This window comes from Kitasatospora sp. CM 4170, from assembly GCF_032110285.1.
GTDB lineage: Bacteria > Actinomycetota > Actinomycetes > Streptomycetales > Streptomycetaceae > Kitasatospora > Kitasatospora aburaviensis.
This window is the reverse complement of sequence record NZ_CP134877.1, coordinates 8,319,247-8,333,545: the sequence shown is the minus strand read 5'-3', so window position 1 is coordinate 8,333,545 and position 14,299 is coordinate 8,319,247. Positions and strand designations below refer to the sequence as shown.

Genomic DNA, 14,299 nt, shown 5'->3' with positions numbered 1-14,299 from the left:
CCCGCGGCGCGGAACAGCGGGCCCGCCGGTACGGCGTCAGGAGACGCGCTTCAGCTGCCAGCTGTTCTTGCCGAAGCTCGGCACCGCGGAGTAGTTGCAGCCGGAGCTGTAGAACTCGCTGACCTGCACCCAGCCGGCCGGCGGCCAGGTCGAGGCGCAGGCGTTGACCACGGTGCCGACCGGGTAGCCGGTGAGCTGCATGATCTTCTTGCTGTTGGGGGTGAAGGTGCCCGACCCGCAGCCGGCGCTGTTCCACCACTGCACGTCGACGTAGCCGCTCGGGGTGAGCGAGCTTCCGCACATGTTCACCGTGTCACCGGGCGCGGCGTGCGCGGTGGTCATCGACAGGGTCAGGGCGGCGGCAGCGGCGCCCAGGGTCAGGGCGGCGGCACGGAGACGGGACACGGAGCGGCTCCTCTCGTCGGCGCGGTCCGTCCGCACCTGGCATATTCCTATCGGCGGGTGACCGGACACGGACAGTGGCTTTCCGGTCCGGTCCCCGACGCGATTGCCGCCGTTGACAGGCTGCGCCCGGTGTGCCGCGGGTCGGCCGTCAGAGCAGGCGCTTGATGTCACCGCGGGCGCGGTAGAAGGCCCCGGAGCCGGACTCGAGCACCTCGGCCACCAGGTAGCGGGCGCCGGGCACCCGGATGTCCTTCGGGAACTGCACCCGGCGGGCCTGGTCGAAGCCGGGCGACACCACCCGGACCCGCAGCCGGCCGCCGTCCGCGACGCACTCGACCTCGATGCCGCCCGCGGCCGCCGCCGAGCCGGCGACCACCGACTCGACCTCGGCGCCGGCCACCGACGCCGTCCAGCCGCTGCCGTCGACCTCGGCGGCCTGCGGCAGCCGGCCCTCCTCGGCCGCCCGCACCGCCTCCTCGCTCGCGTCCAGGCAGACCAGCGAGCCGTCGGTGGTCACCAGGTACAGCCTGCCGTCGCGGTACTGCATGCTGTACGCGGAGCCGCAGCCGGTTCCGAGCTTCCAGAGCCGGGTGCCGTCCGCCGCGAAGCAGTACACCGAGGAGTGGTTGTCACCGGCGAAGACGTAGCGGCCGTCGGGCGACGCGGCGCACGAGAAGACGGCGGCGTCGCAGCGGTAGCGGGCCGTCTCCGAGCCGTCGGACTTGCGCAGCCGGTGCACCGAGCCGCGCGAGGTCGCGGCGAACACCTCCTCGCGCTCCTGCCAGCCGAACAGCACGTCGCCGTCGGTCCGGGTATGCCACAGCGGCTCGCCGCCGCGCGCGGCGTAGCGCGCCACCCCGCGCGAGTGCCCGTGGTAGACGCCGTCCTCGTCGCAGCGGACCATCCAGCCGTCGGTACCCTCGGCCTTGCGCCGCCACTGGAACTCGTCCTCGTGGTCGACGGTGGTGATCCCGCCGCGGGCGTCGGCGACGCCGAGCACGCCGTCGTGGATGTCCAGCCAGTAGATGTCGACGTCGGCGGCGATCTCGTACGCCACCCGCGGCACCTTGCCGCCGAGGTCGTACACCTTGCCGTCGTCGCAGCCGGCGTAGATCCACCAGTCGTCGGCGACGATGCACTTCACGCCGTCCGGCAGACCGTAGCGACCGGTGACCTGCCCGTCGTGGGTGAGCGTGTAGACGTCGCCGCGCTCGTTGCCCACCCAGGCGTGCTCCTCGCCGACGAAGATGCCGAAGGCCGCGGCGCCGGAGCGGAACCGCCAGAGCACCGGGGCCTGGTGGGCGGTCGAGCGGCTGCTGGTGATCGCCCGGCGGGTCACCGCGCGGCGCTGCCGCACCCCGCGCACGGCCGGGGCGTAGCCCTTGCGGACCTTCTCGCCGATCTTCTTGGCCGCCGCGGCGGCGGCCTTCTCCGGCGACGGGTAGCTGGTGGTCTTCGCCTGGCCGCCCTCGCCGATCCGCCCGTAGGTGATCGTCACGTCCACCCCGGCGACCCGGACCTCGTAGAACTTGTGGGCGCTGCCGGTGTCCTCGGACAGCTCCAGGTAGGTGGTCTGCTCGTCGGCGGCGACAGGCATGCGGGGCCCCTTCCGGGCGCTCGGCGGGAATCGGTGCGGGCGGCGTGCCCGGCGACACCCCAGAAGCTATGCCCAGGGACTGACAGCGCGTCCGGCGCCCCCGGCCCCGGCGGCGCAACCGCCCGCCACCGGCCCGCCACCGCCGGGGTACGGCCGGCCCGCGGCCGAGGTGTCCGGGAGGACAAACAGGGGAATCATCGGACAATATCCCTCGAAAGGCGGAATGTGATGTTCCAGCTCCTGTGGATTCTGCTCATCGGCTTCGTGCTGGGCGTGCTGGCCAAGCTGCTCCTGCGCGGCCCGCAGGCGATCCCGTGGTGGCTGACCATGCTGCTCGGCGCCGGGGGCGCCCTGCTCGGCAACGCCGCGGCCGGGTGGATCGGGGTGCGGCACACCGGTGGCATCGACTGGATCCGCCACCTCCTCCAGCTGGGCTTCGCCGTCGGCCTGGTCGCCCTCGTCGCGCCCGCGTATTCGAAGTCCCGCGCCGGACGCTAGGCCCCCCGTTGCCGGGGGCCCGGCCGGGGCCTCAGGCGACGTGGACGCGGGGGCGGCGGTCGCGGTCGGGCTCGGCCTCGCGCAGCACCTCGCGGGTGACCGGGGCGACCTCGCCCTGTCCGAGCAGGAAGAAGCGGAAGAACTGGGCGAACGGGTTGCCCTCGGTCCACTCGAAGTAGATGTGCGGCTGCTGCCCGGTCAGGTCGCGCACCTGGAGCAGCAGCGCGGCCAGCGCGTTCGGCACGCTGGAGTGCTCCAGCGTGAGGACCCGGTAGCGGTCGTGCAGCACCTCGCCGTGGACACTCAGCACCGCCTCGAACTCGGACGGGTCGCGGACCGTCACCTCGACGAAGACCAGGTCGTCCTCGGCCGGGATGTCGTTGTCGGTGCGGATCTGCCGGCTCTTCTCCTGGTACTCCGCCAGGTCGCGGCCGTTCGGCTCGTTGGCGATCAGCCGGATCGGGCGGTGGGTGTAGTCGCGGACGAAGCGCTCGGCGACCATGTCCAGCTCGACGTCGGTCACCCGCAGCTCGAAGGCGCGCTTGAGCCGGGAGGCCAGTGACAGCAGGATGATGCCGGCGATGAAGCAGGCGCCGATCTTCACCCCGTCCGGCCGCTCGGCGATGTTGACCGCGGTGGTGTAGAGGAAGACCGCGGCGATCACGGCGAATCCGACGGTCCAGTTGCGCTCGCGGGCCTTGTGGGCGGCGATGGTCACCGCGATCGCGGCGGAGCTGATCAGCACCAGCACGCCGGTGGCGTACGCGCCGCCCTGGGCGTCGACGCTGGCGTCGAAGATCCACGTCACCAGGAAGGCGATCGCGGTGAGCACCAGGACGGTCGGGCGGACCGCCCGGGCCCAGTGCGGAGCCATGCCGTAGCGGGGGAGGTAGCGGGGCATCAGGTTGAGCAGGCCCGCCATGGCCGAGGCGCCGGCGAACCAGAGGATCAGGATGGTGGAGAGGTCGTAGACGCTGCCGAAGGCGCTGCCCAGGTTCTCGTGGGCCAGGTACGCGAGCGCCCGGCCGTTGGCCTCGCCGCCGGGCTCGAACGCCGCCGGGGGGATCAGCAGGGTGGTGATGAAGCTGGTGGTGATCAGGAAGACGCTCATGATCAGCGCCGCGGTGGTGAGCAGCTTGCGGGCGCCGCGGATGCGCCCGGTGGGCTTCTCCTCGGTGTCGTCCGGATCCCCCTCGATGTGCGGCATCACGGCGACGCCGGTCTCGAAGCCGGAGAGGCCGAGCGCCAGCTTGGGGAAGGTGATCAGGGCGACCCCGATCATCGCGATCGCGTTGCCGTGCTCGGCGGTCAGCGCGTCGGCCCAGTCCGTGATCAGGTGCGGGGACTCCAGGACGTGCCAGAGCCCGTTCACCACCACGATCACGTTCAGCGCGAGGTAGACGGCCACCAGGACGACCGCCAGGCCGATCGCCTCGCTGAAGCCCTTCAGGAAGACGCCGCCGAGCAGGGCGATCAGGACGAGCGTGATCAGCACCTCCTTGTCGGTCAGCGAGCTGCTCAGGTGCGGGTTCTCCACCAGGTGCGCGGTGGCGTCGGCCGCCGAGAGGGTGATGGTGATCATGAAGTCGGTGGCGGCGAAGCCGAGCAGCGTCAGGACGAAGAGCTTGCCCTGCCAGAACGACAGCAGCCGCTCCAGCATGGCGATCGAGCCCTCCCCGTGCGGCGACTCCTTGGCCACCCGCCGGTAGACCGGCAGCGCGCCGAACAGGGTCACCAGCACCAGGACGACGGTCGCCACCGGGGAGAGCAGGCCGGCCGCCAGGGCGGCGATGCCGGGCTGGTAGCCGAGGGTGGAGAAGTAGTCCAGACCGGTCAGGCACATCACGCGCCACCAGCGGGCGCCCTTGTGCTCGACCGGCGTCTGGGCGTGCGGGCCCGGGTGCTGCTTCGCCATGTCGGACAGGCCTTCGAGCAGCCACGCGCGGAACCTCCCGCCCCGCGCCGACGGCGCCGCCCCCGGATCGGCCGAAGCTGACGAGCTCACCTGCACTCCTGTCCACGACTCCGGCCGCCCACCCGCACGCGGCTCCCGACCCACCGGCCCGGCACCGGCCACGGGCCGCCGGCACCCGCGCGCCGGCCACCGGCCACGCGCACGCCGGCCACCGGTCGCCGGACGGACGGCCCGGTCAGGCTATGTGACCGGAACTCCGCCGCCCCGCAACGCGGAGGGCGCGTCCGGGCGCGTCCCCCGCTCGGCGCTCACCCGGCCTGAGCAGCGGCGACGGCCGGGAGCCGCGGGCGGTGGGACCGGGCACGTACCACCCCGGCTAGACTCGCCCGACCGGAGTGGACAAACGTCCGGTCGGGAGCGGACGCCAGGGGGCGCGGCACCGGCCGTGGATCAACCGAGGGAAAGAACATGGTCGAGGCCTCCCCGAAGGTCGTCGTCGTCGTGCCCACGTACAACGAGCGGGAGAACCTCCCGGTCCTCGCGGGCCTGCTCGCGGACCTCGCGATGCCCGGTCTGCACCTGCTGGTGGTCGACGACAACTCCCCCGACGGCACCGGCGAGGTCGCCGACAAGCTCGCCGCAGACTCCCCCGGCACGGTCAGCGTGCTGCACCGCACCGAGAAGGACGGCCTCGGGCGCGCGTACGTGGCCGGCATGACCCGGGCCCTGGAGGACGGCGCCGACGTCGTCGTCCAGATGGACGCCGACCTGTCGCACCCGGCCTCGGTGCTCCCCGTCATGGTGGAGACGCTGCTGGCCGACGACACCGCCGTGGTGCTCGGCTCCCGGTACGTGCCGGGCGGCTCCACCGCCGAGGAGTGGCCGTGGCACCGCAAGGCGCTCTCCGCCTGGGCCAACTTCTACGTCAACACCATCCTCAGCCTGGGCGTCCGGGACGCCACCGCCGGGTTCAAGGCCTGGCGGGCGCAGACGCTGCGGGCGATCGACCTGCCGTCGGTCACCAGCAACGGTTACTCGTTCCAGGTCGAGCTCAACTACCGCGTGGTCACGCGCGGGCTGACCATCCGCGAGGTGCCGATCCGCTTCGAGGAGCGGATCAAGGGCGCCTCCAAGATGAGCCTCGGCGTGCAGGTCGAGTCGGCGATGGCCCCCTGGAAGCTGCGGCTCGGGCACCGCAGGCAGGCTTAGGCCTCTTTCGGATCCTGCCGGGCGCCGGTCGGCCGGAACGGGCTCTTTCGGGTATCCGTGGGCCGGATCGGCGGTGGGCGGGTCCGTCACGGGGAAGAACGGCCTCATGGCCCTTACCCGGGAGTCCGTCGCCACCGTGGTGCGCCGAGGTGCCCGCGAGCCCTTCGTCGTCTATTCGATCCGGGCGACCGTCGCCGCCACCCTCTCCTACGCGGTGGCCACCCAGCTGAGCAGTGAACCCGCGCCGCTCACCGCGCCGCTGACGGCCCTGCTGGTGGTCCAGGTGACCGTCTACTCGACGCTGACCACCAGCATCCGCCGGGTCAACTCGGTGGTGGTCGGGGTGCTGATCGCGATCGGCTTCAGCTCGGTGGTGGGCCTCTCCTGGTGGAGCCTCGGGCTGATCATCCTGGCCTCGCTGACCATCGGCCGGTTCGTCCGGGTGGACGAGTTCGTCCAGGAGGTGGCGATCAGCGCCATGCTCATCCTGGGCGTCTCGCAGGTGACCTCGCAGGCCTGGGACCGGGTGCTGGAGACGCTGATCGGGGCCGTCGTCGGGCTGGTGTTCAACCTGGTCTTCGCCCCGCCGGTCTGGCTCGACACCGCCGGCGAGTCGATCGAGGACCTCGCCCGGCGCGCCCGCCACCTGCTGCTGGGCATCGGCGAGGAGCTGGGGCGGCCCATCCCGGTGGAGCGCGCGGCCCAGCGGCTGCACGAGGCCCGCCGCCTCGACCAGGCGATCGCCGACGTGGACGCCGCACTGCGGCAGGCCGAGGACAGCCTGCGGCTCAACCCCAGGATCAGCGAGGGCCTGCTCTCCCGGCTGGTGCTGCGCACCGGCCTCGACACCCTGGAGATCTGCGTGGTGGTGATCCGGGTGCTGGCGCGCTCGATCACCGATCTGGCCAAGCGGCGGGCGCCCGGCGAGCGGCTCTTCCCGGCCGACGTGGCGGTGGCGCTGGAGGAGCTGCTGGCGCACATCGGCGGGGCGCTGGTGAGCTTCGCCGTCCTGGTCACCACCCCGGTCAGCCGCAACGCCGAGGAGGCCGAGGAACGGCTCACCGCCGAGCTGGCGGCCTCCTGGGCCAGTCGGGAGAACGTCGCCCAGCTGCTGCTGCAGCGGGTCCAGGAGCACCCGGAGGCCTGGCAGCTGCACGGTTCGCTGCTCGCCGAGGTGGACCGGATCCTGGACGAGCTGGACCTCGAACACCGCGGCCGGCGGCTGATGGAGGAGCTGGACCGGGCGGCGGTGGCGAGCCGGGAGCGGTTCTCCCGGTTCGCCTGGCTGCGCCGGCTGGCACGCGGTGAGAGCCTGCGCGCCGACCGGCTGCGGCCGGCCCGGCGGCGGCGCGAGCGGCGCGAGCAGCATCCGCCGGCGGGCGACCGGGCCGACTGAGCCGGTCGGGGCAGCAGGGCGTCAGGGCATCAGGGCATCAGCCAGGGTTCCTGCGGGAGCGGGCGGCCGGTCTCCAGGTAGGTCTTGAGGTTGGACAGCACCGCCGACCAGCCGGCCTCGGCGTCGGCCTGCTCCCGCTCGTCGGCGAGGTCGTCGTGGGTGACGGTGAGCCGGGTGAGGTCGCGGTGGCCCTGGAGCCGGAAGGTCACCCGGGACGGGCCGGCCGGGCGCTGTTCGTCCGGGCCGGCCCAGGTGGTGACCAGCCGGTGCGGGCGCTCGACCTCGACGACGGTGCCGACCACGTCGGCGACGCCGGAGTCGTCCGTGCGGCGGTGCTCCCAGGCGGCGCCGGGCAGCCAGGTGGAGACGTTGCGGTGCCCCCAGTAGACGCCGGACTCGTCGGCGTTGGTGAGGGCGTGCCAGACGTGCTCGGGCGTGGCGTGCAGGTAGACGGTGAGGCGGACGGCCGGGACGGTCACGGCGTCACCCCCGCGCCGCGTCGAGGAGCGGCTGGATCTCGATCTTCCGCATCTGCAGCATCGCCGCCATGACGCGGTCGGCCTTGGCGCGGTCCGGGTCGGCGATCAGCTCGGTCAGGACGCGCGGGACGATCTGCCAGGAGAGGCCGAAGCGGTCCTTCAGCCAGCCGCACTGGCTCTCCTCGCCGCCGTCCACGAGGAGCGCCGTCCAGAGCCGGTCCACCTCCGCCTGGTCGGCGCAGTCGACCTGGAGCGAGACGGCCTCGGTGAAGTGGAACACCGGGCCGCCGTTGAGGGCGGTGTAGCGCTGGCCGGCGAGCTCGAACTCGACGGTCATCACGGTGCCCGGCTCGCCGGGGCCGACGTCGCTGTAGCGGGTGGTGCCGGTGATCCGGGAGTCGGGGAAGAGCGAGGTGTAGAGGCGGGCGGCCTCTTCGGCCCGGTCGTCGTACCAGAGGAAGGTGGTGATCTTCTGCATGGCCCGACGGTAGCCGCGGGCCCCGGCCGGGCGGCCGAGCCACGGCCGGGGGTCACCGGTTCGGCGCCCCCGGCCGGGTGGGGCGGCCGGCGGTCTGCGCCGGCCGCCCCGAGGCTCCGTCAGTGCACCCAGCCCGCGTAGCGCTGGGTGAAGCGCAGGCCGGTGCCGGCCGTCACGACGACGTCGTAGCGGCCCTGCTTGTCCAGCGGCCAGACCACGTTCACCTGCTTGCCGGGCTTGACCCAGACGGTCTGCGCGGTGCCCGCGAAGTCGTTGGGGGCGGCGGTGAAGCAGACGTCGGTCAGGCCGTCGTTGACCAGCTGGAGCGTGAGCCGGGAGGAGTTGCTCAGATCGGCCGTCACGATCGGCACCCCGATGTCGTTCTGGCCGTCCTGGCCGTCCCGGACCACGGTGCCGGCGAAGCGGCGGACGAAGCCGTCCGGGCCGTGCACGGTGAAGTCGTACCGGCCGTTGGTCCCGGCCGCGTCCCAGACGTAGCCGGCGGTGGCGCCCGGGGCGACCGTGTAGGGCGTGCCGGCGAACGGCAGCAGGATGTTGGGGTAGACGGTGTACGGGAAGGCGACCGTGCCGTCGTTGGTCATGGTGCAGGTGACCTTGCCGGTCTTCCGGTCCACGTCCACGTCGGCCCAGGGCTGGTAGGGCAGCGGGCGGTGCGGGCGGTCGCCGCGCTCCTGGACCGGCATCGACTGGGCGCCGACGGCGGGCAGCTGGACACCGGGGAGCTTGGTGCCGGCGTCGGCCCTGGCCATCAGCGCGTTGGTGTCCGGGAGTTGCGGGATCGAGTGGTCCGGGGCGGCGAAGTCGAAGCAGCTGGTGAGGTCGCCGCAGACGGCCCGGCGCCAGGCCGAGATGTTGGGCTCGGCCACGCCGGTGACCTGCTCCATGAAGCGCAGGACGGAGGTGTGGTCGAAGACCTGGGAGTTGACCCAGCCGCCGCGCGACCAGGGGGAGATGACCCAGAGCGGGACGCGGTTGCCCAGGCCGATGGCGCGGCCCTGGGTGAACTCCTCGGGCGTGCCCGGCTCGGGGGTGGGCGGGACCATGTGGTCGAAGTAGCCGTCGTTCTCGTCGTACATGACCAGGAACACGGTGTGCTGCCAGACCGCCGGGTTGGACATCAGCGACTGCAGCGCCGTGTCGACCCAGTGCGCGCCGTACGCCGGCCCGGCCTCCGGGTGCTCGGAGAACAGGTAGGGCGCGACCAGCCAGGAGATCGTCGGCAGGGTGCCGTCCTTGCAGTGGGCGTCGAACGCGGTGAGGTCGAACCTGGTCATCGCGTTGACGTACCGCGGGTCGTCCTTCGGGAAGGCGTGGAACTGCTTGAAGTACGACAGCGCGTTGTCGTCGTAGTCGCCGGTCCGGTCGTCCTTACTCGGGTTGTGGTAGACCCGCCAGGAGACGCCGGCCTGCTCCAGCCGCTCGGCGTAGGTGGTCCAGTCGGCGACCGGGTTGTCGGTGACGGGCGTGTTGTCGATCCAGGGGCCGGTGGTGCCGTCCCGGCCGGGGCCGGCGGTACCGGTCCACAGGTAGAGCCGGTTCGGGTCGGTCGGGCCCGCCAGCGAGGTGAAGTAGGCGTCGCAGAGGGTGAAGGCGTCGGCCAGCGCGTACTGGTACGGGATGTCCTCGCGGTTGAAGTACCCCATGGTGCGCTCGCCCTTGGCGGCGACCCACTTGTTCATCGCGCCGTTGTTGATCGCCTGGTGGCCGGTGGCCCAGTCGTGGGCGAGACCGCCGGCGTTCTGCGCGTTGTACTTCGAGGTGTCCATCCGGTACGGCAGCATCACGCCGCCGTCGCTGCGCCCGGCGTCGGGCTGGCGGAAGACGTCGGTGCCGTTCGGGAACTGCAGCGCCTGCTTGTCGCCGAAGCCGCGGACGCCGTTCAGCGTGCCGAAGTAGTGGTCGAAGCTGCGGTTCTCCTGCATCAGCACCACGACGTGCTTGACGTCCTTGACGGTGCCGGTGAGACGGTCGGTGCCGGCTGCGGGTGCAGCGGCGGCCTGGGTGGCCGGAAGACCGACCACGGCGGCGGCGCCGGCGGCCGCGGTGGCGCCGACGAAGGAACGGCGGGAGAGATCGGGCATGACGAGCGGGCCTCTCGGGGGTGGCGGAGCAGGGTCGGCGGGCGCCCCGGGGTCGACGGGCGCCTCAGGAGGAGGGAGCTGCGGGACCGTCAGAACCGGAAGGTCGCGACGGCGGCGGCCGTGTCCGAGGGCCACTGGTTGGCGGCGACCGCTGCCTGGTCGGTGCCGGTGGCGGGCCAGTCGGCGACCAGGGTGTGCGCCTCGACCAGCTTCAGCGGGCCGGCGTACAGCACGTAGTCGATCCGGTCCTGCGGCTCGGCCTTGCCGACGGCGCGCTGCTTGCGGACCGGGGACCAGGTGCAGCCCGGCGCCTTGACCGGGTCGCGGTTCTCCTCGCGGAAGCTGTCGGTCAGCCCGGCGCCCTGGAGGACCGTCGTGACCGGCCAGGCGAGCGGCCCGAGCCCGCCGTGCGCGGCGGCGGTGGCGGCCGTCCAGTCCAGGTGGGACGGCGAGGAGAGCGCACCGGCGACCACCACCGGCGTGCGGCCGGCGGCGTCGGCCTGGACCGCGGCGGCCAGCGCCCTGGCCTGCTGGACCCGCACGGAGGCGTTCTCGGCGGCCGTCACCTGGGCGGCGCTCTGGCCGTCCTGGACGGCGTACGGGCCGTAGCCGGACTCGTCGAGGTGGGCGGCCCAGAACCGGACGGTGCGGCCGCCGGGCAGCTGGAGGGTCGCCCCGGCAGCGGGCAGCGCGTCGGTCACCGGGGTGACGGCGGTGAGCGGGTAGCGGCTGAGGATGCCGACGCTGCCGGCGCTCTGGTAGGCGTACCAGCCGAGGGCGGTGGCCAGCGTCTGGGCGGCGGTGCCGGCGGTCTCCTGGAGGGCGAGCACGTCCAGGCCCTGGGTGAGGACCACCCGCAGCTGCTTCTCCAGCCCGTCGGTGAACGCGGCGCCCGCGTTGGCGAGGTTCCAGCTCGCGGCCTTCAGACGCAGCTGGCCGGCCGGGTCGACGACCGGGATCTGCACGGTGACAGTGTCGGTGGCGCCGGCGCTGTCCTTGACGCCGACGACGACCACCTCGGGGTTCTTGGGGGCACCGGCGGGCGCCGTGCCGGTGAAGGTGCCGTCGGCGGAGACGGAGGCCCAGGCCGGCCCGGAGACCTTGCGGAACGCGGCGGTGCCGGCCGGGTTCCCGGCCGGACGGGACCAGAGGCCGCCGAGCTTGACCGAGACCGCGGCGCCCGGGGCGACCGGGGCGGTGGTCAGGGCGTCGACGGCGCTGTGCGGAGCGACCACGGCGGGCCGGGGGCGGAAGGTGAAGGGCGCGGTCTGGGCCAGGATGCCGTAGCCGTCCTTGGCCAGCAGGTAGGCGGTGTACGGGCCGCCGGTCAGCGCCGAGGTGTCGAGCTGGACGTCGCCGGAGGCGGCCGGGGTGTACTTCCAGAGCAGCGAGCTGCCGGTGCCGGGCTTCCGGGTGCCGTCGTAGATGCCGACCCAGTTCTTGGCATCGGGGGCGTCGGTGGTCCAGTGGAAGGTGAGCTTGTCACCTTCGACCGGGTTGGCGGGTGAGGTGAGCGTCAGGGCGCTGCCGGCCACGGTGGTCCTGTCCGCCGCGCTCGGGGGTCGGCCGTGCCCGGGTGGGGCGGTGCGGAGCCGGCGCCGTCGGCGGCTGGTCACTGAGGGAGGGGGGAGGCACCCACAGTTGGCTGTACAACTGCGGGCGGGCCCCATTCATCCGAAGGTCAGCGACCGAAACGTGAACGACGTATGACGGGACATCGGGCGGTCCGGGAACTCCGGGGCCTGCTGGTCCGGCGGGCACACGTCAAGGCCCTCGTCGGCGCACATGCGCAGGCCCCCTCGCGCCGTCGGCGGGAGGGGGCCGGAGGGGACCGGGAGGGCGGCCGGTCAGTCGAGGCCGCGGGCCTGCCGGAGCCGGAGGGAGACGGCCTCCGGGTCGACCAGCGGCGCCGGGTAGTCGGCCGGCGGGCGGTCCAGTCGCCAGGGGCGGTGCACGGACCGGCCGGGCAGGGCGGCCAGTTCGGGCACCCAGCGGCGGACGTAGGCGCCGTCCGGGTCGAGCCGGTCGGCCTGGGCGAGCGGGTTGAGGACGCGGTTCGGCCGGGTGTCGGTGCCCGTCCCGGCCACCCACTGCCAGTTCAGCTGGTTGTTGGCCAGATCGCCGTCCACCAGCAGGCGCAGGAAGTGCCGGGCCCCCGGGCGCCAGTCCTGGTAGAGCGTCTTGGTCAGGAAGGAGGCGGTGACCAGCCGGGCCCGGTTGTGCATCCAGCCCTCGTGGGCGAGTTGGCGCATCCCGCCGTCCACCAGGGGGAACCCGGTCCGGCCCGCCCGCCAGGCCTCGGCCTCCGCGGTGTCGGAGAGCCAGCGGTCGCCCTTGGACCGGTAGTCCCGGTGCGCGGCGTCCGGGCGGGCGGCGAGCACCTGGTGGTGGAAGTCGCGCCAGGCGAGCTGCCGGACGAACGCCTCCGCGCCGCTGCCGCCGCGCCGTTCGGCGGAGGCGGCCAGCTCGGCCGCGGAGAGGCAGCCGAAGTGCAGGTAGGGCGAGAGGCGTGACGTCCCGTCGGCGGCGAGGTCGTCGTGCAGCTCGGCGTACCGGTCGAGGTCGTAGCGCTGCCAGCGCCGGCGCCCGGCGCGCTCACCGCCCGGCGGCAGGCCGGGCGACTCCGGGGCGGCGGTGGGCAGCGGCTCGCTCGCGATGCCCTCGGGGGTGCGCAGCGCCCGGGGCACGCGGTGGACGGTCCGGCGCGGGGCCTGCTGCCAGGCGCGGAAGTACGGGGTGAAGACGGCGTAGTGGTCCCGGCCGGCCGGGGTGACCGCGCCGGGGACGACCACCGTGAGCGCGCCGTCGTGGACGTGCAGGCGGGAGCCGAGGCCGGCGCGCAGGGCCTGTTCGCGGCGGTGGGCGAAGGCGCTCACCCCGGCGGCGACGTGCACCGAGGCGGCGCCGGTCTCGTCTGCGAGCCGGGCGGCCGCGGCGGCGGCCGGCCCGCGGCGCAGGACGAGCCGGCCGCCGAGCGGGCGCAGCCGGGCGTCCAGGTCGGCGAGGCAGTCCGCGAGGAAGGCGGCGCGGTTGGGCGCGGCGAAGCCGGCGGCGGCGACGTCCGGATCGAGGACGAAGAGCGGCACGACCTCGTCGGCGGCGTCGGCGGCGGCGCGGAGCACGGGGTTGTCGTGCAGCCGCAGGTCCTGGGTGAACAGGGCGATGGAGACGGTCATCGGTGACGGGCCCGGTGGGTGGAGGGGACGTGGCAGGGCATGCGAGCCTCCCACTCCGGCCGCCGGCCGGGCGAACCGACGCGCCGGGGCCGGGGCGGTCAGCGCCTGGCCAGGCGGCGTTCGCCGCCGGCCCCGGTGGCGTAGTCGATCGAGTAGTGCGCGAAGAGCGCCGGCTCGTCCCCCGCCGGCAGGATGTCGTCCGTGCCGATCGAGGGCGCCTGCTTGACCATGCTCTTCGGGTACGCCACCCGCACGTACCCGGGCCCGAGGACGGCGTGGTCCAGGGGCACGAACACCAGCCGGCGCCGGGACGGCAGGCCGACCGTGACGGTGGCGAAGAGCGGCAGGTCGCTCGCGGTCTCCACGTAGACGGATTCGAGCGTGCCGATCCGGCGGTCCCTCTCGTCGACCACGGCGTGGCCGCGCCATTCCCTGATGTCCGCCGAGCCGATCATCGCGGCCTCCCATCGCCGGCCGGTTCCGGAGGTGTCCGGGACTCTCCATCCTGCAACAGTCCGGGCCGGCCCGCCCGGCGGGCGGTCCGCGCCTTGAAGATCGTCACTGGCGGTGCCGCTCGTCGACCACTACCGCATTGACGGCAGCGCCGGAGCTTCTCCCGTGAACACCGTCAATGCGTGGTCGAGAGTTCTTGCCACGCATCAAGTCCAGCAACTATCGTGAATTGCCTCATTGAGCAATAAACTAGCGAACCCTGGGGTCAGGTTGGACGACTCTGAGCAGGCACTGGAGCGGCTCTCCCGAGCCATCGGCCCGATGCCGGCCGACCTGACTGCCAAGGTCAAGCAGGCCATCCGGCAATCGATCGGGGAGCCCCCCGCGCCCACCGATGTTCCGCGGGAATCCGACGCCTCCCCTGAACCCGAATTCACTGAATCCCCAGGGAAGTCCACCGACCTCCCAGGAAGCTCCCAGACAACGAACTCCGGGGAACTCGGCGAATTCGCGGACTACGACATGGCCACGAGCACAGCACTGCACGCCACGACCGCCCCGCAGGCATGCGAGCACTGAACCGCACCGGCC

Annotated in this window: 13 protein-coding genes; 4 read left to right on the top strand and 9 right to left on the bottom strand. The window is 73.2% G+C overall.

Annotated elements, in window-relative coordinates:
• Positions 1 to 36: 36 nt before the first annotated feature.
• Both RMN57_RS34745 and RMN57_RS34740 read right to left on the bottom strand, forming a co-directional pair.
• On the bottom strand, positions 37 to 405 hold the full coding sequence (locus tag RMN57_RS34745; RefSeq protein WP_238864246.1) for a hypothetical protein: 369 nt from the start codon (positions 403 to 405) through the stop codon (positions 37 to 39).
• A 148-nt stretch (positions 406 to 553) separates the two neighbouring features.
• The gene (locus RMN57_RS34740) at positions 554 to 2,002 is read right to left on the bottom strand and encodes a WGR domain-containing protein (RefSeq protein ID WP_313767272.1); all 1,449 of its coding nucleotides are present in this window, start codon (positions 2,000 to 2,002) and stop codon (positions 554 to 556) included.
• Between the two features lie 228 nt (positions 2,003 to 2,230).
• Between RMN57_RS34740 and RMN57_RS34735 the strand changes: the two genes are divergently transcribed.
• Positions 2,231 to 2,500 carry a GlsB/YeaQ/YmgE family stress response membrane protein gene (locus RMN57_RS34735; RefSeq protein ID WP_313767271.1) on the top strand — a complete coding sequence of 90 codons (270 nt, stop codon included), beginning with the start codon at positions 2,231 to 2,233 and terminating at the stop codon, positions 2,498 to 2,500.
• Positions 2,501 to 2,531: 31 nt separating this feature from the next.
• On the opposite strand, the gene RMN57_RS34730 is transcribed toward RMN57_RS34735, so the two are convergent.
• Positions 2,532 to 4,415 (bottom strand): amino acid transporter, encoded by a 1,884-nt coding sequence (locus RMN57_RS34730; RefSeq protein ID WP_313768063.1) that lies wholly within the window; start codon positions 4,413 to 4,415, stop codon positions 2,532 to 2,534.
• A gap of 468 nt (positions 4,416 to 4,883) precedes the next feature.
• Between RMN57_RS34730 and RMN57_RS34725 the strand changes: the two genes are divergently transcribed.
• Together RMN57_RS34725 and RMN57_RS34720 are read left to right on the top strand one after the other, a co-directional pair.
• The gene (locus RMN57_RS34725) at positions 4,884 to 5,624 is read left to right on the top strand and encodes a polyprenol monophosphomannose synthase (RefSeq protein WP_313767270.1); all 741 of its coding nucleotides are present in this window, start codon (positions 4,884 to 4,886) and stop codon (positions 5,622 to 5,624) included.
• Between the two features lie 106 nt (positions 5,625 to 5,730).
• On the top strand, positions 5,731 to 7,020 hold the full coding sequence (locus RMN57_RS34720) for an aromatic acid exporter family protein (protein WP_313767269.1): 1,290 nt from the start codon (positions 5,731 to 5,733) through the stop codon (positions 7,018 to 7,020).
• A gap of 29 nt (positions 7,021 to 7,049) precedes the next feature.
• On the opposite strand, the gene RMN57_RS34715 is transcribed toward RMN57_RS34720, so the two are convergent.
• From RMN57_RS34715 to RMN57_RS34690, 6 genes are all read right to left on the bottom strand, one after another.
• Complete coding sequence (locus tag RMN57_RS34715) at positions 7,050 to 7,499, bottom strand: SRPBCC domain-containing protein (RefSeq protein ID WP_313767268.1); 450 nt, start codon at positions 7,497 to 7,499, stop codon at positions 7,050 to 7,052.
• Between the two features lie 4 nt (positions 7,500 to 7,503).
• Positions 7,504 to 7,977 carry a VOC family protein gene (locus RMN57_RS34710; RefSeq protein ID WP_313767267.1) on the bottom strand — a complete coding sequence of 158 codons (474 nt, stop codon included), beginning with the start codon at positions 7,975 to 7,977 and terminating at the stop codon, positions 7,504 to 7,506.
• Between the two features lie 119 nt (positions 7,978 to 8,096).
• Positions 8,097 to 10,079, bottom strand: coding sequence for a phosphocholine-specific phospholipase C (locus RMN57_RS34705; RefSeq protein ID WP_313767266.1), 1,983 nt, complete (start codon positions 10,077 to 10,079; stop codon positions 8,097 to 8,099).
• Positions 10,080 to 10,168: 89 nt separating this feature from the next.
• On the bottom strand, positions 10,169 to 11,614 hold the full coding sequence (locus tag RMN57_RS34700) for an endonuclease/exonuclease/phosphatase family protein (protein WP_313767265.1): 1,446 nt from the start codon (positions 11,612 to 11,614) through the stop codon (positions 10,169 to 10,171).
• Positions 11,615 to 11,926: 312 nt separating this feature from the next.
• Positions 11,927 to 13,255 carry a deoxyribodipyrimidine photo-lyase gene (locus RMN57_RS34695; RefSeq protein ID WP_313767264.1) on the bottom strand — a complete coding sequence of 443 codons (1,329 nt, stop codon included), beginning with the start codon at positions 13,253 to 13,255 and terminating at the stop codon, positions 11,927 to 11,929.
• A 98-nt stretch (positions 13,256 to 13,353) separates the two neighbouring features.
• The gene (locus RMN57_RS34690) at positions 13,354 to 13,710 is read right to left on the bottom strand and encodes a PRC-barrel domain-containing protein (protein WP_313767263.1); all 357 of its coding nucleotides are present in this window, start codon (positions 13,708 to 13,710) and stop codon (positions 13,354 to 13,356) included.
• 268 nt (positions 13,711 to 13,978) lie between these two features.
• Between RMN57_RS34690 and RMN57_RS34685 the strand changes: the two genes are divergently transcribed.
• Positions 13,979 to 14,287, top strand: a complete 309-nt coding sequence (locus RMN57_RS34685) for a hypothetical protein (RefSeq protein WP_313767262.1) — start codon at positions 13,979 to 13,981, stop codon at positions 14,285 to 14,287.
• Positions 14,288 to 14,299 lie beyond the last annotated feature (12 nt).